19 protein-coding genes are annotated in these 18,383 nt (G+C 62.1%); 13 read left to right on the forward strand and 6 right to left on the reverse strand.

The window, feature by feature from the left end; all coding sequences use genetic code 11:
• Positions 1-16: 16 nt before the first annotated feature.
• The gene (gene aceK / locus E2H86_RS12220; RefSeq protein ID WP_133328070.1) at positions 17-1,732 is read left to right on the forward strand and encodes a bifunctional isocitrate dehydrogenase kinase/phosphatase; all 1,716 of its coding nucleotides are present in this window, start codon (positions 17-19) and stop codon (positions 1,730-1,732) included.
• A 128-nt stretch (positions 1,733-1,860) separates the two neighbouring features.
• Here the strand turns inward: aceK and E2H86_RS12225 are convergent, their stop codons facing one another.
• On the reverse strand, positions 1,861-2,721 hold the full coding sequence (locus E2H86_RS12225) for a DUF6279 family lipoprotein (protein WP_133328072.1): 861 nt from the start codon (positions 2,719-2,721) through the stop codon (positions 1,861-1,863).
• Between the two features lie 131 nt (positions 2,722-2,852).
• Here E2H86_RS12225 and E2H86_RS12230 point away from each other — a divergent pair, with 131 nt between their 5' ends.
• Complete coding sequence (locus tag E2H86_RS12230; protein ID WP_133328074.1) at positions 2,853-3,689, forward strand: CvfB family protein; 837 nt, start codon at positions 2,853-2,855, stop codon at positions 3,687-3,689.
• Here the strand turns inward: E2H86_RS12230 and E2H86_RS12235 are convergent, their stop codons facing one another.
• A complete protein-coding gene (locus E2H86_RS12235) occupies positions 3,690-4,070 on the reverse strand; it encodes a hypothetical protein (RefSeq protein WP_133328076.1) in 381 nt (126 codons plus the stop codon). It abuts the gene before it with no gap.
• 84 nt (positions 4,071-4,154) lie between these two features.
• On the reverse strand, positions 4,155-5,627 hold the full coding sequence (locus tag E2H86_RS12240) for a right-handed parallel beta-helix repeat-containing protein (protein ID WP_133328078.1): 1,473 nt from the start codon (positions 5,625-5,627) through the stop codon (positions 4,155-4,157).
• 247 nt (positions 5,628-5,874) lie between these two features.
• On the opposite strand from E2H86_RS12240, the gene E2H86_RS12245 reads away from it, so the two are divergent.
• The 3 genes from E2H86_RS12245 to def all read left to right on the forward strand — a co-directional run bounded on the left by E2H86_RS12245 (position 5,875) and on the right by def (position 7,720).
• Positions 5,875-6,054 (forward strand): CsbD family protein, encoded by a 180-nt coding sequence (locus E2H86_RS12245; RefSeq protein ID WP_133328080.1) that lies wholly within the window; start codon positions 5,875-5,877, stop codon positions 6,052-6,054.
• A 161-nt stretch (positions 6,055-6,215) separates the two neighbouring features.
• Positions 6,216-7,187 carry a YihY/virulence factor BrkB family protein gene (locus E2H86_RS12250; RefSeq protein ID WP_133328082.1) on the forward strand — a complete coding sequence of 324 codons (972 nt, stop codon included), beginning with the start codon at positions 6,216-6,218 and terminating at the stop codon, positions 7,185-7,187.
• The gene (gene def / locus E2H86_RS12255; protein WP_133328084.1) at positions 7,184-7,720 is read left to right on the forward strand and encodes a peptide deformylase; all 537 of its coding nucleotides are present in this window, start codon (positions 7,184-7,186) and stop codon (positions 7,718-7,720) included. The genes E2H86_RS12250 and def overlap by 4 nt, the downstream gene beginning before the upstream one ends.
• Here def and E2H86_RS12260 read toward each other — a convergent pair.
• Positions 7,675-8,043 carry a GNAT family N-acetyltransferase gene (locus E2H86_RS12260; protein ID WP_133328406.1) on the reverse strand — a complete coding sequence of 123 codons (369 nt, stop codon included), beginning with the start codon at positions 8,041-8,043 and terminating at the stop codon, positions 7,675-7,677. The two genes, def and E2H86_RS12260, sit on opposite strands and share 46 nt — an antisense overlap.
• Before the next feature lie 323 nt (positions 8,044-8,366).
• On the opposite strand from E2H86_RS12260, the gene E2H86_RS12265 reads away from it, so the two are divergent.
• The 6 genes from E2H86_RS12265 (at position 8,367) to E2H86_RS12290 (ending at position 12,988) form a co-directional block, all read left to right on the forward strand.
• Complete coding sequence (locus E2H86_RS12265) at positions 8,367-8,624, forward strand: DUF2790 domain-containing protein (RefSeq protein WP_133328086.1); 258 nt, start codon at positions 8,367-8,369, stop codon at positions 8,622-8,624.
• A gap of 228 nt (positions 8,625-8,852) precedes the next feature.
• A complete protein-coding gene (locus E2H86_RS12270) occupies positions 8,853-9,491 on the forward strand; it encodes a LysE family translocator (RefSeq protein WP_133328088.1) in 639 nt (212 codons plus the stop codon).
• A 931-nt stretch (positions 9,492-10,422) separates the two neighbouring features.
• A complete protein-coding gene (locus E2H86_RS12275) occupies positions 10,423-10,848 on the forward strand; it encodes a YybH family protein (RefSeq protein ID WP_133328090.1) in 426 nt (141 codons plus the stop codon).
• A gap of 44 nt (positions 10,849-10,892) precedes the next feature.
• Positions 10,893-11,237 carry a YciI family protein gene (locus E2H86_RS12280; protein WP_133328092.1) on the forward strand — a complete coding sequence of 115 codons (345 nt, stop codon included), beginning with the start codon at positions 10,893-10,895 and terminating at the stop codon, positions 11,235-11,237.
• Positions 11,238-11,258: 21 nt separating this feature from the next.
• On the forward strand, positions 11,259-11,741 hold the full coding sequence (locus tag E2H86_RS12285; RefSeq protein WP_133328094.1) for an SRPBCC family protein: 483 nt from the start codon (positions 11,259-11,261) through the stop codon (positions 11,739-11,741).
• Positions 11,741-12,988, forward strand: coding sequence for an RNA polymerase sigma factor (locus E2H86_RS12290; RefSeq protein ID WP_133328096.1), 1,248 nt, complete (start codon positions 11,741-11,743; stop codon positions 12,986-12,988). The genes E2H86_RS12285 and E2H86_RS12290 overlap by 1 nt, the downstream gene beginning before the upstream one ends.
• Positions 12,989-13,040: 52 nt before the next feature.
• Here the strand turns inward: E2H86_RS12290 and E2H86_RS12295 are convergent, their stop codons facing one another.
• Positions 13,041-13,511 carry a MaoC family dehydratase gene (locus tag E2H86_RS12295; RefSeq protein ID WP_133328098.1) on the reverse strand — a complete coding sequence of 157 codons (471 nt, stop codon included), beginning with the start codon at positions 13,509-13,511 and terminating at the stop codon, positions 13,041-13,043.
• A gap of 33 nt (positions 13,512-13,544) precedes the next feature.
• Complete coding sequence (locus E2H86_RS12300) at positions 13,545-14,489, reverse strand: alpha/beta hydrolase (RefSeq protein WP_133328100.1); 945 nt, start codon at positions 14,487-14,489, stop codon at positions 13,545-13,547.
• Positions 14,490-14,694: 205 nt separating this feature from the next.
• Between E2H86_RS12300 and fadD2 the strand changes: the two genes are divergently transcribed.
• Together fadD2 and fadD1 are read left to right on the forward strand one after the other, a co-directional pair.
• Positions 14,695-16,383 carry a long-chain-fatty-acid--CoA ligase FadD2 gene (gene fadD2, locus E2H86_RS12305; RefSeq protein WP_133328102.1) on the forward strand — a complete coding sequence of 563 codons (1,689 nt, stop codon included), beginning with the start codon at positions 14,695-14,697 and terminating at the stop codon, positions 16,381-16,383.
• Between the two features lie 267 nt (positions 16,384-16,650).
• The gene (gene fadD1 / locus E2H86_RS12310; protein WP_133328104.1) at positions 16,651-18,348 is read left to right on the forward strand and encodes a long-chain-fatty-acid--CoA ligase FadD1; all 1,698 of its coding nucleotides are present in this window, start codon (positions 16,651-16,653) and stop codon (positions 18,346-18,348) included.
• Positions 18,349-18,383 lie beyond the last annotated feature (35 nt).

The following is an 18,383-nucleotide window of genomic DNA, read 5'->3' on the forward strand; positions in this document are numbered from 1 at the left end:
CACCGAGGCACCCCGCATGCCCCCTACCTGGCCCGCCGCCGAGATCGCCCGAGTGATCCTGGTCGGCTTCGACGACTACCGCGAACATTTCCGGCGCATCACCCTCGGCGCCCAGGCTCGTTTCGAGCAGGCGCGTTGGCAGGACATCCAGCAGGCCGCCGCTGCCCGCATCAATCTCTATGAAGAGAAAGTGGTCGAGGTCAATGGCGGACTGCGTCAGGCGTTCGCTGACGACGTATTGCTCGACGTCGCGCAGTGGCCGCTGGTCAAGCATGCCTATATCCAGTTGATCGACCCGCGCCTGGACGATGAGCTGGCGGAAACCTGGTACAACTCGCTGTTCTGCAGCTTGTTCAGCCATGACCTGATCAGCGATGGCTGCATGTTCATCCACACCACCCGGCCTTCCCTGCGAGCTCACCAGCGCGCTGCGCAGACCCGCACTTATCGGCCCGAGGCCGGGCTGCATGCGCTGCTGCGGGCGATTTTCACCGAGCATGTGTTCCAGGTGCCCTACGCCAACCTGGAGGCGGACCTGAGCCGGCTCGAGGGGCAGTTGCGCGACAGCCTGCCGGATTGGGTGTGCAAGGACCCGGCCTTGGCGGTGGAGCTGTTTTCCTCGGTGTTGTACCGCAACAAGGGCGCCTACCTGGTCGGTCGCCTGCACACCTTGGATGAACAATGGCCGTTGGTGATTCCGCTGTTGCATCGCGAAGGTCACGGCATCGAGGTCGATGCGCTGATCACCGACGAGGCCGAGGTGTCGATCATCTTCTCCTTCACCCGCTCTTACTTCATGGTCGATGTGCCGGTGCCTGGCGAGTTCGTCAACTTCCTCAAGCGCATCTTGCCGGGTAAGCATGTCGCCGAGCTGTACACCTCGATCGGCTTCTACAAGCATGGCAAGTCGGAGTTCTACCGCGCCTTGATCAACCACCTGGCCAGCACCGACTACCGCTTCGTCATGGCCCCTGGGGTGCGCGGGATGGTGATGAGCGTGTTCACCTTGCCGGGCTTCAATACCGTGTTCAAAGTGATCAAAGATCGCTTTTCCCCCTCCAAGACCGTGGACCGTGCCACGGTCATCGCCAAGTACCGTCTGGTGAAGGGGGTCGACCGGGTCGGGCGCATGGCCGACACCCAGGAGTTCGCCGACTTTCGCTTTCCGCTTGCCAAGTTCGAGCCCGAATGCCTGACCGAGTTGCTGGAGGTGGCGCCGTCGACCGTGGTCCTCGAAGGCGATACGGTGCTGATCCGTCATTGCTGGACCGAGCGGCGCATGACTCCGCTCAACCTGTATCTGGAGCATGCCAGCGAGGCCCAGGTGCTGGAGGCTCTGGAAGACTATGGTCTGGCCATCAAGCAATTGGCCGCGGCCAATATCTTTCCCGGAGATATGCTGCTGAAGAACTTCGGCGTCACCCGTCATGGTCGGGTGGTGTTCTATGACTACGACGAGATCAGTTTCCTGACCGAGGTGAACTTCCGCCACATCCCGCCGCCGCGTTATCCGGAGGATGAGATGTCGGGCGAGCCCTGGTACTCGATCGGGCCGCACGATGTGTTTCCCGAGGAGTTTCCGCCGTTTCTGTTCGCTGACATGGGCCAGCGTCGGTTGTTCAGCCGGTTGCATGGGGAGCTGTATGACGCTGACTACTGGAAGGGGTTGCAGGCGGCGATTCGTGAGGGGAGGGTGATCGATGTGTTTCCGTATCGGCGCAGGGGGCGGTGATTGAGGTTGACTGTGCCGGCCTCTTCGCGGGTAAACCCGCTCCCACAGGATCGCCACAGCGCTCGATAGCTGTGGTAAACCTGTGGGAGCGGGCTTGCCCGCGAAGAGGCCGGTCCTGATGTACGCGCTCAACTCTTCAAACACTTCAACCCACTGAAGTCCGCTCGCACCTTGCTCAGCCGATCCTGCAGAAACCGCCGCTGCTGCGGTGTGCTCTGCTGTACCAGGTCCACCAGCAAGCTACGCGCCTGCTGCTCGGTGTTCTGGTACGCGGCCTTGTACGCCGGGGTCCACAGGCTTTCCTTGCGCTGCAACAAGGTCGCCAGGCGCGGCTCGAAGCTGGCGTCGTTACGCTGGTTCATCGCCAGCAGCAATTGTTGCTGCCAGTGCGCACGGTTGGCGATCCATTCGCGGTTCTGATCACCCAATGCCTGTGCCCAGACCCGCACCCGCTGCTGTTGCGCCGGGGTCAATTCGCCGAACCAGGGTGTCAGGCGCTTTTCCATGCGCTCGGCGCGCCGGGCGATCTGCTCGGCCAGAGGCGTATCGACGTACTTCTTCTGCCGCTCGCTGATGTCGTCGCGAAAGGTTTCACGCATTTCGGCAACCTGGGCGTCGCTCATGCCGCGCAGCAGTTCGACGGCCGACGGCGTGATGGCCTCTGCCACCCGACCGATGGCCTGGCGTGCTTCGTCGGTGCGTTGCTGCACGGATTGGTCGGTTACCTGATCGTCGGCGACCATGTCGCGTACCCGGTCGAGCCAGTCGAGGTAGCCCGGCAGTTGGGTCTTGCAGTGCCAGGCCAGGTGTTGCTTGAGGCGATCGTCGAGCAGGGCCTTCTGCTCGCTGTTCATGTCCAGGTAGTCGTCCAGCGACCAGGGCACCAAGCGGTCGAGGTTGCGGTAGGCCAGATCGATGCGGGTACAGGCGGCCAGCGCGACGATGAATCCGAAGGTGATGAGCAGGGCTTTGGACAGGCGTGAAGGCATGTGCGAATCCTGACAGGTGCGGGCCAATCGGTAGACGCAGGGTGCGGCAACGCGGTTCAACCGAATCAGCGGTCGGGCAGCGCGCCGGCTTCAGGTGTAGAATAGCCGCCTTGTCTTGAGGAACATCGGAAATGGCTCTGCTTGGGCGTTACAACAGTTTGCAAATCGTGAAGCACGTGGAATTTGGCCTGTACCTGGACGGCGGTGCCGATGGCGAGATCCTCCTGCCCAAACGTTACATTCCCAAGGACACGCCGACCGAGATCGACGACTGGCTCAACGTGTTCATCTACCTGGACAGCGAAGACCAGCTGATCGCCACCACCGAAACGCCCAAGCTGCAGGTCGGCGGTTTCGCCAGTCTCAAGGTCAAGGACATCAACAACGCCGGCATCTTCTTCGACTGGGGCCTGTCCAAGGACTTGCTCATGCCGTATTCGGAAGAGTCGCGACCGCTGAAGATCGGCGATTACTGCGTGGTCCATGCCTACCTCGACAAACGCACCCGGCGCATTACCGCCACTGCCCGCCTGGATCGCTACCTCGATCGCACCCCGGCCGACTACAGCGTCGGCCAGCCGGTGGAGTTGCTGGTGGCAGGTGAGACGCCGATGGGCTTCAAGGCGATCATCAACAGCCGGCACTGGGGCCTGATCCACAAGAACGAAGTCTTCAAGTTCCTGCGCTCGGGGATGCATGTGGAGGGGTTCATCAAGGAAGTTCGCCATGACGGCAAGATCGCCCTGAGCCTGCAGCCGGTGGGCAAGGCCCTCGGCGACAGCCTGCAGGAGCAGATCATGGCGCGTCTGCAGGCCGAAGGCGGCACCCTGGCCGTGTGCGACAAGAGCGATCCGCAACTGATCAGCCAGCTGTTCAATGTCAGCAAGGGCAATTTCAAGAAGGCGATCGGCGCGTTGTTCAAGCAGGGCCGTATCGTCATCCATGACGATCGGATCGAGCAGGCCTGATCAGGCCTGGACGAAGGGGGCGAAATCCAGCTGTTCGCCTCCTGGGCGGGTGTCGCGCAGCAGCGAATCACGGTCGGCGCTCAGCGCCAGGCTAATGGTCGAGCGGCGCTTGCCGGGGTTGCGGATTTCCATCTGTTCCTGGTGAGCCCGCAGGAAGTTGGTCGGCACTTTGAGGTGCTGCAGTTCGTCGCTCTCCGGGGTGTGCAGCAGCAGGTTGACCCAGTCGGGCTGCCCTTTGCGCAGCAGCGCCACCGGCACTTCGAACCACCAAAGGTTGCGCTTGCGGTCGAGGATCGCGAACAGGGTGTTGTCGCGGGTCAGCACCGGTCGGTTCAGGGTTTCGTTACGCCGGGCGATGGCGGCGGGTTTGTCGAGTTTCATGCAGGTTCCTGCGGGTTGACGCTAAAGAGCTGCATTGTGAGTGATGCCCCTATCGCCGGCAAGCCGGCGATAGGGGCTGTGGCCTCAGCGACGAATCGGCGGGCTCAACTCCGAGGTCGCGCCGTCGGCGGTGGTCACCGTCGCGGTGAAGCTGTTCAGGCCACCGGCATTCTCCAAGGGCTGCGCGAAGCGCGCCTGGCCCTTGGCATCGCTATTGACCAGCACTTCGCCCAGATACTGCTCCGCCTCGGTCGCATCCGCCTCGGCATTGCCGAACAGCTCGATGCGCAGCAGGCTGGACGCCGGCCCCTGGACTTCGCCGCGCAGCACATTGCCTTGCAGTGCTAACAGCCGGGGGGGCTGCTGGTTGTGGTTGGGCAGCGGTTGGCAGGGCTTCGGGGCGCCGTTGCCATCGCAGATGACGGCCTGGTCCTTCTTCGCCAGGTCCGCGCCTACGCCGCGCGAGCCCACGTACAGCGCATGGGCCTGGGCTGGAACGCCGAAAATGATCGCCCCGGTGCGCTGGTCTGGCACGCACGAGCCACCGGCCTCGCAGCGACGGATGTCCTGGCTGTTGCCCCAGATGCGGTTGCCGCTCAGTCGGGTAGCGGTGACGTCAGGCTCGGGGCGCAGTGCCACGCCGATGCGGTTGCCGTGGATCAGGTTACCGTCGAGCATGTTGCCCTCGCCAGTGACGCTGACACCGATCGAGTTGCCACTGAAGGTATTGGCGCCCAGGTAGTTGCGCTTGCCCCAGTTGATCTGCAGGCCGTCGGAGTAGTTCTCGAAACGGTTGCGTACCACGCTGTTGTCATTGCCCAGGAGAATCTCGATGCCCTGGGACGGCTCGGGGTTGGCCGGGGTCGAGCGGAACAGGTTGTCGGCCACCAGGTTGAAAGCTGCACCACGGGTCAGCTCCAGGCCGTCGCCGTTGTCGATCAACTGGTTACGCAGCACCTTGTTGTTGTTCGTGGTGGTGGCGGTGGGGTTGCCCGCGCCATCGTCGCCGGTGAGCATGATCCCGGCGCCGCCCTTGTTGGCGACGATGCGGTTGTCCTCGATGACGTTGTTGCTGGAGCGGTTGACCAGGATGCCGATGCAGAAATTGCGCACTTCCAGGCCGCTCAGGTGGACGCCCTGGGTGTCGCGCAGTACCAGGCCTGGGTTAGTGGTGGTGCGTACGTTGGTACCGAACTGGCCGGGTAGCGCGCCGGGGCAGGTGCGCACTCCCTGGTCCTTGATGTAGCCGGCACCATCGATGGCGATGTACTGGCCGTCACGCGCCCAGGGCAAGCCGGTGATGCGCACCGGCCCTTTGATTTCCGGCAGGGCGCGGGTTGGGCGGATGACGTACGGCGCCTGGCCGACGGCGGCGATTTCGATGCGGTAGCGGCCAGGCTCGCGGTTGCTGGTCTCGATGGCCCAGCGCAGGCTGCCAGGCTTGTCGTCATCGGCGTAGTGGTCGACCCGCAGGACTTGCTCGCCGGTGGATTGACTGGCGAGTGCGGGCAAGGGAAGCAGCGGCAGCAAAGCCGCGAACAGAGGTATCAGACGCATGTGTGCGGGTATCCGGAAGCTGTTGTTCTTGTCGATTGGCAACCTGCATGGGATTGCCTTTTGCTGAGCGCATACTAGGGCAGTCGACGTTTGCAGCGCAGCGGCTGTGGGGCGATTCGGTGCGGTATTCGCCCGGTGATTTGCCGTTCGGCTCGAACCTGGCAAAGCTTTTGAAACTCTTGCAACAGCGTCCCGGTCCACCGACTGTCGACACGGTTTCCCGTGTCTCCATTACAGGAGATTTGCCATGAGCGGCACCAAAGACAAAGCGAAAGGCTTGGCCAACGAGGCGATGGGCAACGTCAAGCAAGGCGTCGGCAAAGTGACCGACAATGACAAGCTGCGTGCGGAGGGCAAGGCCCAGGAGCTCAAAGGTGAAGCACAGCAGGTCAAGGGCGACGTCAAGGATGCAGTGAAAAAGCCTTGATGGTGCACTGATCGTGCAGTTTGCTCGCGGGCAAGCCCTTCACCGGGCTTGCCCGCGTTGCATAAGCCGCGGGTAACCTTCGTGCACGTGTGAGCATTACGCCTGACGCGTGGTCTATTAAACTGGACCGTACGACCGATCAAGCGGCGAAAGGAGACGCTATGATTTTTTCCGCCTTGCAGGGCCTACCCCTGCACCGCGTGCTGATGCGCACCGTCAAGGAGTTTCTCGACGACGAAATGTCGACCTATGCGTCAGCGCTGGCGTACCAAATGCTGTTTTCGTTGTTCCCGTTCCTGTTGTTTTTGATTGCGCTGATTGGTTTCCTGCATTTGCCGGACTTCTTCTCCTGGCTGCGTCTGCAGTCGGAGCTGGTGCTACCGCCGCAGGCACTGGAACAGGTCAATCCGGTGATCGACCAACTGCAACAGTCCAAAGGTGGGCTGCTGTCGGTTGGTATCGTGATCGCGCTGTGGACCGCCTCTGCCGGCGTGCGCCTGATGATGAGCGCGATGAATGCCGCCTACGATGTGCCCGAAGGCCGTCCTGTCTGGAAGCGCATTCCGCTGTCGATCTTCTATACCGTTGGCCTGGCCGGCATGTTACTGGCTGCCGCGGCGCTGATGGTGCTGGGGCCACAGGTGATGGAGTGGATCGCCGCGCAGATCGGCATGCAGGAGGTGATCGTCACGGTGTGGACCATCGTGCGCTGGCCGGCGATCATCTTCCTGTTGATGATCGCCGTGGCGCTGATGTACTACGTGATGCCGGATGTGAAGCAGGAGTTTCGCTTCATCACCCCAGGCTCGGTGCTGGCGGTGGTGGTCTGGATCATCGCCTCGCTGGGCTTTGCCTACTACGTGAAGACATTTGCCGACTACAACGCCATGTACGGCAGTATCGGCGCGATCATCGTATTACTGTTGTACTTCTATATTTCGGCTGCCGTGGTGTTGCTGGGCGCGGAGATGAATGCGGTGATCGAGCACATGTCGGCAGAAGGCAAGAACCCTGGGGAAAAAGAGCCTGGCGATGCGCACCAACGACATGGGCGCACTGTACTGGGGCATGAGCAGCAGGATTCGGAACAGCCACCGTCCACGCCACGAACCCACGAGCCGAACCCGCGATGATCCGTGACATCCTGAAGATGGGCGACGAGCGTTTGCTGCGCATCGCCCCACCGGTCCCCGACCATCTGCTCGGCAGCGCCGAGTTGCAGACGCTGATCGACGATATGTTCGAGACCATGCGTCACGTTGGCGGCGTCGGCCTGGCCGCGCCGCAGATCGGCATCGATCTGCAACTGGTCATCTTTGGTTTCGAGCGCAGCGAGCGCTACCCCGATGCCGAGCCGGTGCCGCAGACCATTCTGCTCAATCCGCTGATCACGCCGCTGTCCACCGAGATCGAAGAAGGTTGGGAGGGGTGCCTGTCCGTCCCAGGTCTGCGCGGTGTGGTGCCCCGCTACAAACACATCAGCTACACCGGCCTCGATCCCCAAGGCAACCCGATCAATCGCTTCGCCGATGGCTTCCATGCGCGGGTGGTACAACATGAGTGCGATCACCTGATTGGCCGCTTGTATCCCTCACGCATTCAGGATTTCAGCAAGTTCGGCTATACCGAGGTGCTGTTCCCCGGGCTCGATGCCAGCGACGACTGAGGCCGCTCCAGCGCCACCAGGCGCTTGCTGCGTTGATAGCGGGCAAGGCGTGCGGCGAGCGTCTCGGGCAGTGCGCTGCTGACGGTGAAACCCAGTCGTTGATAGAAGGCCGTCAGGTCCGGATGGCAAAACAACCAGGTGGCACCTGGACGGTCTGCCAAGGCGGCTTGTACCAGGCCGGCCGCCAGCCCTTGGCCACGTTGGGCAGGCGCTACGAACAGGCCGGTCAGCCAGAATCCGTCGGCGACCGGCGACAGGCTCAGCCCGGCGCTTATCCCCGGCGCGCGGGCCACCCAGCGCTCGCCGTCGGCGGCGGCGCGCATGCGAGAACCGTGCTGGCGGTAGAAGTGGTCAAGCAGGCGAGCTTCGTCGGCGTTGAGGAGTGAAAACGTCGCGGCGGTCATAGATCGATTTGCTGGAAATGGCCTCGGGTTGTCGCAGATTGTTGCAAATCACGCAAGGCTGAATAACTGACTTTGGGGTTCAACTATTCCAGGGGAGGCGTAGAATTCACTCATCCCCCACGTAGTATGACGAAGCGGGATCGGTACTTCGTGTCATCGATGCAGTGATGACAACTTCTCCGCGCCTACAACGGCTACAGAAGTCAATCGATCAGCTTGATTGTTCTAGCAGGCAAACCTCCATGAAACCATTACTGATTCTTGCATTGGTCGGTATGTCCTCGTTCGCCCTTGCCGATGAGGCCGCACCTGTCTCCAACCAGCCAGTGGTCCAGCAGTACGACTACTCCATGAACCTGGACATCAAGAGGGTGATCAACATGTCGACCATCCCCAATGTCTGTGAAGTGGTACCGGCGACCATGACTTATGAAGACCACCAGGGCCAGGTGCACACTATCGAGTACCGGGCCATGGGTGAGGGCTGCCAGCAGGGTTGATGCCTGCGCTGCCCGATCGGCCCCCGTGGCTGGCGTTTCGAAATGCGAGACGCCGGCCACGGGGGCCGAGTCGTTTGTGGGGGAAATGAGTGCCTGGCTTGGTTTTGATGGGGGCGCTCGATCACAATGCCCCTCCATCTCCACCGTCGAACCCAACCGCCAAAGCTTCCTTTGCACACCTGCTCATGGCAGGCTCTACCCCGCCTTTTTCGCCGCTCAGAGCCTGCTATGCCATTTTCCAACGGTTTTCTTCTCAGCCTGTCGCTGTGCCTCGATATCGGGGTCGCCAACATCGCCATGATCACCCTGGCGATGCAGCGTGGTTTTCTTCAGGGCTTCTGGCTTGGCCTCGGCACCTGCGTGGGCGATCTGATCTATGCCATCGCGGCGCTCGCCGGCATGACCGTGCTGCTGCAATTCGAGGCGGTGCGCTGGGGCTTGTGGCTGGGCGGTTCGGCGCTGCTGGTGTGGTTTGCGTTCAAAATGCTGTTGGCCGCCTGGCGCGGTGGGCATTTGCAGGCGCGCGAGCAGGTCGTGGTGGAATCGGGTTGGCGCGAATTCCTGCGAGGCATCTTCCTGGCCATGTCTTCGCCAAGTGCGATTCTCTGGTTCGCGGCCGTCGGCGGCGTGCTCATCTCCCGCTCTGGAGGTGGCAGTCTGGTGGACGCTGGCCTGTTCCTGGGTGGCTTTTTCGCCGCGGGGCTGTGCTGGTGCATGAGCCTGTGCGGTATCGCCAGCCAGGGCGGGCGGCTGTTGGGCGATCGCCTGCTGACCTGGTCCTACCTGGCTTCGGCGGCGATTTTCTGCTATTTCGCGGTGTATGTGATTGTGTCCGGTTATCGTGAGTTCATTGTCGCGGCGGGGTAACAAAAGGTACTTCACGGATTTGTGGCGGCTGGGGTTTTGGGCTTGGGCTCTCTTGGGGTGGGGCTTTGGTATTGGGGGGGTGATCCGAGAGATGTAGTGGCGCTACTGGCCCCTTCCGCCTTTACGGCGGGCTCCTTTGTTCTTGGACAAAGGAGCGCAAAACCGCTTGCTCCCACATACGGCCCCTACGCTGCGCTTCGGGGTCCCCTCGCTCCGGCGGCTTGCGGGCCCGCGCGGCCTACGACTTGCTACGCAAGTCTACATCTCGCGCCTCCGGCTACGCCGGAGGGTGCTGCGCACCTGGCCCTCCAGCCGCCTCCACTCGGCCTCCTGAGGTCGCGGGTAGATCAAGAGCAAGATCAAGAGCAAGATCAAAAGCCAGAGCAACGGCAGGCGAATCGCTGCGCTCTCGCTTTTCCCTTAACCTTCGTCTTGTGTTGCAGCGGATCTCGCGATCTGGCTTTCGAAGATAACGCCCGTACAGGCGCCGCCCCTAACTTTGCGACGTCAGGAGGCTGAGCGTAGGCGTCTGTAGGGCCAGGTGCGCAGCACCCTTCGGCGTAGCCGAAGGCGCGAGATGTAGACTTGCGCAGCAAGTCGTAGGCCGCGCGGGCCCGGAAGGCGCCGTAGCGAGGGGACCCGTAGCGAAGCGGAGGGCCGGATGCAGGAGCAAGCGGTTTTGTGCAACTTTTTCCAAGAAAAAAGTTGCCCGCCGTAAAGGCGGAAGGGGCCAGTAGCGCCGCTACACACAATGGATCAACTCACGATCTAAATGCCAAGCCAAGCCAAGCCAAGCCAAGCCAAGCCCCGACAACCCGTAAAGAACCAAAAAAAGCCGAAGCTGTCGATTCTGCCGACTACCGTTCGACTATGAGATGAAAGCGCATGCAGTGCCTGCGCCCCTACCTCATCGCCGAGCGGAGAACGCCCCATGAACAGCGCAGCCGAAACCCAGATCCGAGAACTGATCGAGCGTTGGATGCAGGCCGTACGTGACCGTGACATTGCGGCCATCGTTGCACCCTATGCCGACGATATCGTTGCCTTCGATGCGATTGCCGCCTTGCAATTCAAGGGCAAGGACGTCTACCAGAAACACTGGGAAATGTGCATGGGCTTCTGCACCGGGCCTATGGTGTTCGAGCAGACACAACTGACCGTGCATGCCGACGGTGACCTGGGTCTGGCCCATTGGCTCAATCGCTGTGGTCCCGCCGACGACGAGAACCAATGCGGCTTCATGCGCGCCACGGTGGCCTACCGCCGCACGGCAGGGCAGTGGCAGGTGATCCACGAACACTGGTCGGCGCCGTTCGACATGGAAACGCAAAAAGCACGTTTCGATCTCAAACCGTGATCCGCTATCGCCAAACGCACGTTGCCAATGCCCTGGAGACGACGATGAAATACCTGTGCCTGGTCTATTGTGACGAAGGGCTGCTGCACAGCCTGCCGGACAGTCCCGAAGATGCCGAATGCCTGGCCTACGCCGAAAGCCTGCACGGCTCCGGGCGTATGCTCGCCGCCGAGGCGCTCAAGCCGGTGCAGACTGCCACCACGGTGCGCGTGCGCGGTGGGCACATGAGCCTCACCGATGGGCCGTTCGCCGAAACCAAGGAGCAGTTGGCCGGGTTCTACCTGGTCGATGCCCGCGACCTCAACGAGGCATTGAACATCGCCAGGGGCATCCCGGCGGCGCGGGTCGGCAGCGTCGAAGTACGGCCGGTGCGCGAACTGCAACCCTGACAGCGATGGAGAACAACAATAATGAGCCTTGCACAACCGGCGCCAGCGCAGCATGAGTTGGCCATCAGCCGATTGCTCGATGCACCTGCGGCCAAGGTCTTTCGTGCCTGGACCGATCCCCACTGGTTGAGTCAGTGGTGGGGGCCGCACGGCATGACCACCCCCGAGTGCGAAATGCAGTTGTGGGTCGGCGGGCTGTTCCGCACGCTCATGCGTGCTCCCGATGGCGCCGAGTACCCGACCCAGGGTGTGTTCCTGGACATTGCCGCACCTCACCGCCTGGTGTTCACCGATGCGTTCAGTCCAGGCTGGGTGCCGTCGAACAAAGCCTTCATGACCGCAGTGATCACTTTCGACGACGAGCACGGCAAGACCCGCTACACCGCGCGTGCCCTGCACTGGAGCGCCGCCGACTGCCGCGCCCATGAAGAAATGGGCTTCTACCAGGGCTGGGGGGAAAGCCTCGATCGCTTGGAGGCTGTGGTCCAGCGGATGCCAGACTGATGGCGCCGCAGGACCAGGTTCGTGCCGAGGTCGAGGCGGTGTACCGCCAGGAATCCAGGCGAATCCTGGCGACGCTGATTCGTCTGCTGGGTGATTTCGACTTGGCCGAGGAGGCCTTGCATGAAGCCTTCTTCGTCGCGGTCGAGCGCTGGCAAGGTGATGGGGTTCCTGCCAATCCGCGGGCCTGGCTGGTCTCCACCGGGCGTTTCAAGGCCATCGATGCGCTGCGTCGGCGCGCCCGTTTCGACCGCTCCCAGGCGGACCTGATGATGCTCATCGAAGGCCATGGCGGCGATCCGAGCGAAGACGAGCTGCTTGACGACGACCGCCTGCGGTTGATCTTCACCTGCTGCCACCCAGCGTTGGCGGCCGACGCCCAGGTGCCACTGACGTTGCGGGAGGTCTGTGACCTGACCACCGAGCAGATTGCCCGGGCGTTCCTGTTGAGTCCGGCAACCATTGCCCAGCGCATCGTCCGGGCCAAGGCCAAGATTCGCGATGCGGGTATTCCCTACCAGGTACCCGAGCTGCATGAGCTGCCGGAGCGTTTGGACAGCGTGCTGCGGGTGATCTACCTGGTATTCAACGAAGGCTACTCGGCATCGTCGGGCGAGGCCTTGTTGCAGCGGGAGTTGAGCGATGAAGCGATCCGGCTCGGCCGTCTGCTGGTGGGCTTGCTGCCGGACGCCGAAGCCACCGGCCTGCTGGCGTTGATGCTGCTGCAAGCCTCACGCCAGCGGGCGCGCAGCGATGCTGAGGGCAACCTGGTGCTGCTCGACCAGCAGGACCGTAGCCTGTGGGACCGAGAGCAGATCGAGGAAGGCTGCGCGTTGGTGCGTCAGGCGTTGACCAGTCGTGCATTCGGCGCCTACACCGTGCAGGCAGCGATCGCCGCCCTGCATGCCGAAGCGCCGAGTGCCGAAGCCACCGATTGGGCGGAGATCGTTGGGCTCTACGATGTGCTGCAACGGCACTGGCCGTCGCCGGTGGTGGCGCTGAACAGGGCAGTGGCGTTGGCCAAGCGGGACGGGCCGCAGGCCGGGTTGCAGGCGGTCGAGACGATTCTGGCCGCGGGGGAATTGCGCGATTATCACCTGGCGCATGCGGCGCGAGCGGAACTGCATCAACAATTGGGCAATGTCGACGCAGCGCGATCGGCCTGGCGTCAGGCATTGACGCTTACCCGGCAGGCGCCGGAGCGGCGCCATATCGAGCAGCGTCTGCAGGCCTTGGCACACAGGCGGTGACCGCCTCGCCCGCCTATTGGCGGTTAGGCTTGCGAAGCATTCGGCGGCGCTGTCAGCTGGCCACGAAATTCGGCGGCGATACCAGTTCGACGGTCTGCTGCTTGCGTGGCGCCAGGATCTCGGCGACGCCTTCGACCACCAGCTCGTCGTTCTGGTTGTACACGTTGGTGGCGATGCGCACCTTGAATTTCGGCAGTTTTTCGAGGATTTCCAGGCGCACGGTCAGGGTGTCGCCGATCTTCACCGGCTTCTGGAAGCTCATCTGCTGGCCCAGATAGATGGTGCCGGGTCCCGGCAGGGTGCAGGCCACCGCGGCACTGATCAGTGCACCGCTGAACATGCCATGGGCAATACGCTCGCGGAACATGCTCTTGGCAGCAAACTCGGCATCCAGGTGGACCGGGTTGTGGTCACCGGACATCGCGGCGAACAGCTGGATGTCGCGTTCTTCCACGGACTTCTCGTAGCTGGCCTTCTGGCCGACTTCGAGGGCTTCGTAAGGCGTGTTGGTGACCTGGGTCATCGGGGCTTCCTTAATGGGCGGACGAGGCCGCGATCATTCACTGCGGGCAGGGCGGCAAAGGGCCAGTGCCTGCTCCAGCCAGCCGAGGATATCGGCTGTGACCTCGTCACGGTTGGTTTCGTTGAGCACTTCATGGCGAGCGCCGGGGTAAACCCGCAACTGTACATGAAGGTTTCCGGTCGCGCTCAGGGCGTCGGCCAGTTTCTTCAGACGCTTGCCGGCACTCACCGGATCACATTCGCCGCCGATGACCAGCAGCGGCAGGTTCGGGTCGATCTGGGCGAGGTTCTTCGCCTGACTGATGTGCGCCAGTCCGTGCAGCAGATCGAGCCACAATTGGTTGCTGCAGCGAAAGCCGCACAGGGGGTCGTGAATGTACTTGTCCACCTGCGCAGGGTCGCGGCTCAACCAGTCGAAAGCGGTACGGGTCGGGCGCAGGGCCTTGTTGAAGCTACCGAACGACAACCACTCGAGCAATGCACTGCGGCCCAGCGGCCCCTGGCGCCAGGTTTCTGCGCGCGCGATCAGCCGTGCCAGGCGGTACAGAGCAGCGGGTTGATAGTTGGAACCGCTGAGAATCGCCCCTTGCAGGCTCGCGCTGTGGTGCATCAGGTAGGCCTGGGCGATGTAACTGCCCATGCTGTGGCCGAACAGAAACAGAGGCGTACCGGGGAACTGCTGACCGATGTGTTGCGCCAACAGTCCCAGGTCGTCGACCACGGCTTCCCAACCCTGTTTGCGGGCGAACAGGCCCAGGCTGCCGAGCTCGGCGGTGCGCCCGTGACCGCGCAGGTCAGCCGCCAGCAAGGCGTAGCCAGCATTGCTCAGGATGCGGCCGAAGTGGTCATAGCGCCCGGCATGCTCGGCCATGCCGTGCACGAGCAGGACCACGGCCTTGACCGGGGTGGCCGGCAGCCACTGGTGTACATAAAGGCTGCAATGCTCGCTGGCAGGTAGCCAGAAGGCGTCGTAGGGCATGGTGGTTCCCTGGCACAAGGCTCATCCGCTCAGTGTACGCGCAACCCACGCAATTGCAGGAATGGCACAAATAAGATTCACGATGTTAATGGCGGCAGGTTGCGCATAGGCCACCTGGGGCTTAACTGCTAACGTCGAGGGTGTGCCTTTTCGTCGCGTGGCGATCAGATCAGGGAAACTCGCCCAGGTAGAGGAAGAACAATAAATGCAAGCCGATTTCTGGAACGACAAGCGCCCCGCGGGGGTTCCTTCCACCATCGATATCCATGCCTACGCCTCGGTGGTCGAGGTATTCGAGCGCTCTTGCAAGCGCTTCGCCGACCGGCCGGCCTACAGCAATCTCGGGGTGACCCTGAGCTATGCCGATCTCGATCGCCACTCCGCGGCCTTCGCCGCCTGGCTGCAGCACAACACCGACCTCGCGCCAGGCGATCGCATCGCAGTGCAGATGCCCAACGTCCTGCAATACCCGATTGCGGTTTTTGGCGCCCTGCGCGCCGGACTCATCGTGGTCAATACCAATCCGCTGTACACCGAGCGCGAGATGCGCCACCAGTTCAAGGACTCCGGGGCTCGGGCGCTGGTGTACCTGAATATGTTCGGCAAGCGGGTGCAGGAGGTGGTCGGCGATACCGCCATCGAATACCTGATCGAGGCGAAGATGGGCGACATGCTGCCCGCGGCCAAGGGTTGGCTGGTCAACACCGTGGTCGACAAACTCAAGAAAATGGTCCCGGCCTACAGCTTGCCCCAGGCCGTGCCGTTCAAGCAGGCGCTGCGCCAAGGCCAAGGGCTGGTCTGCAAGCCCGTACCGCTGGGGCTGGAGGATATCGCCGTACTGCAGTACACCGGCGGCACCACGGGCCTGGCCAAGGGCGCCATGCTGACCCATGCCAACCTGGTCGCCAACATGCTGCAGGTGCTGGCCTGCCTGTCGCAACAGGGGCCGGACGGACAAAAGCTGCTCAAGGAGGGGCAGGAGGTGATGATCGCGCCATTGCCGCTCTATCACATCTATGCCTTCACCGCGAACTGCATGTGCATGATGGTCAGCGGCAATCACAACGTGCTGATCACCAATCCGCGGGATATCCCAGGATTCATCAAGGAGCTGGGCAAATGGCGGTTTTCAGCGCTGCTGGGGCTCAATACCCTGTTCGTGGCGCTGATGGATCACCCAGGCTTCCGCCAGCTGGACTTTTCGGCACTGAAGATCACCAATTCCGGCGGCACGGCCCTGGTCAAGGCGACTGCCGAGCGCTGGGAGAGCCTTACCGGCTGCCGTATCGTCGAGGGCTACGGACTGACCGAAACCTCACCAGTAGCCAGCACCAACCCCTACGGCCAGTTGGCACGCATCGGCACGGTCGGCATTCCGGTGGCCGGCACGGCCTTCAAGGTGATCGACGACGACGGCAACGAGTTGCCGCTGGGCGAGCGGGGCGAGTTGTGCATCAAGGGTCCGCAGGTGATGAAGGGCTACTGGCAGCAACCGGAAGCCACCGCCCAGGCCCTGGATGCCGAGGGCTGGTTCAAGACCGGTGACATTGCGGTGATCGACCCGGACGGTTTCACCCGAATCGTCGACCGCAAGAAGGACATGATCATCGTCTCGGGCTTCAACGTGTACCCCAACGAAATCGAGGACGTGATCATGGGGCACCCGCAGGTGGCCAATTGCGCGGTCATCGGCGTGCCGGACGAGCGTTCGGGGGAGGCGGTGAAACTGTTCGTCGTGCCACGTGCCGGCGGCGTGACGGTCGAGGAGCTCAAGGATTATTGCAAGGCCAACTTCACCGGCTACAAGGTGCCAAAGCACATCGTTTTGAGGGATGCGTTGCCGATGACACCGGTGGGCAAGATTCTGCGCCGCGAGTTGCGTGATATCGCCTGAAGGCCGTCGCGATCAAGCCGCTCTAACAGGCCGCTTTTGGCCTGTTTTGCGACATTTTGGATAATTACTCTAAAAATGACTCAGATAGTTCATTGAGTCATTTTGGTGACCGTAAGGCCTCACTTTGGCTCTAGGCGGCCCTAGGCAAAGCTGTTACGCTCGGCGCGCTTTCAGACGTTTCGCTCTCCAACGAAGCGTCATTCATATCAATAATAAACGCATCGACGCGTGAATCGAACTTCGCTGTTGCTGAAGGAGTGGGCTTCCATGATCGAACATTTTTGGAAGGATAAGTACCCAGCCGGGATTACGGCGGAAATCAATCCTGACGAATTTCCCAATATCCAGGCAGTACTCAAGCAATCCTGCCAACGCTTTGCCGACAAACCGGCCTTTAGCAACCTGGGCAAGACTATCACCTACGGCGAGCTGTATACCTTGTCCGGGGCGTTCGCGGCCTGGCTGCAACAGCACACCGACCTCAAGCCTGGCGACCGTATCGCCGTGCAACTGCCAAACGTCCTGCAATACCCGGTGGCGGTGTTCGGGGCAATGCGCGCGGGCTTGATCGTGGTCAACACCAACCCGTTGTACACGGCGCGGGAGATGGAGCACCAGTTCAATGACTCGGGGGCCAAGGCCCTGGTGTGTCTGGCGAACATGGCCCACCTCGCCGAGAAGGTGGTGCCCAAGACCCAGGTCAAGCACGTCATCGTCACCGAAGTGGCCGACCTGTTGCCGCCACTCAAGCGCCTGCTGATCAACAGCGTGATCAAGTACGTGAAGAAGATGGTGCCGGCCTACCGCCTGCCCCAGGCGGTGCGCTTCAACGACGCATTGGCGCTGGGCAAGGGCCAGCCGGTTACCGAGGCCAATCCTCAGGCCAATGACGTGGCGGTGTTGCAATACACCGGGGGCACCACGGGCGTAGCCAAGGGGGCGATGCTCACCCATCGCAACCTGGTGGCCAACATGCTGCAATGCCGGGCATTGATGGGAGCCAATCTGCAGGAGGGCTGCGAGATCCTCATCACTCCGCTGCCGCTGTACCACATCTATGCCTTCACCTTCCATTGCATGGCGATGATGCTGATCGGTAACCACAACGTGCTGATCAGCAATCCGCGCGACTTGTCGGCGATGGTCAAGGAACTGGGCAAGTGGAAGTTCAGCGGCTTCGTCGGCCTCAACACCTTGTTCGTCGCCCTGTGCAACAACGAGGCATTCCGCGCGCTGGACTTCTCCGCGCTGAAGATCACCCTTTCCGGCGGCATGGCCCTGCAACTGAGCGTGGCCGAGCGCTGGAATGCCGTTACCGGCTGCGCCATCTGCGAAGGCTACGGCATGACCGAGACCAGTCCGGTGGCCACGGTCAACCCGGCCGAAGCCAACCAGGTCGGCACCATCGGCATTCCGGTGCCGTCGACCCTGTGCAAGGTCATCGACGACAGCGGTAACGAGTTGCCGCTGGGCGAGATTGGCGAGTTGTGCATCAAGGGGCCGCAGGTGATGAAAGGCTACTGGCAGCGCGAGGAGGCTACCGCCGAGATCCTCGACGGCGAGGGCTGGCTCAAGACCGGTGACATCGCGCTGATCCAGCCCGATGGCTACATGCGCATCGTCGACCGCAAGAAGGACATGATCCTGGTTTCCGGTTTCAACGTGTATCCCAACGAGCTCGAAGATGTGCTCGCCAGCCTGCCGGGGGTGCTGCAGTGCGCCGCCATTGGTGTGCCGGATGAGAAATCCGGTGAAGTGATCAAGGTGTTCATCGTGGTCAAGCCGGGCATGACCTTGACCAAGGAGCAGGTCATGCAGCACATGCGTGCCAACGTCACCGGTTACAAGGTGCCGCGCTACATCGAGTTTCGCGATTCGCTGCCGACCACCAACGTCGGCAAGATCCTGCGCCGTGAACTGCGTGATGAAGAGTTGAAGAAGCAAGGTCTGAAGAAGATCGCCTGATCTGCGCAGGCCTCATCGCCGGCTTGCCGGCGATG

Origin of the sequence: Pseudomonas putida (assembly GCF_004357765.1) — a bacterium.
Taxonomy (GTDB): Bacteria; Pseudomonadota; Gammaproteobacteria; order Pseudomonadales; family Pseudomonadaceae; genus Aquipseudomonas; species Aquipseudomonas putida_U.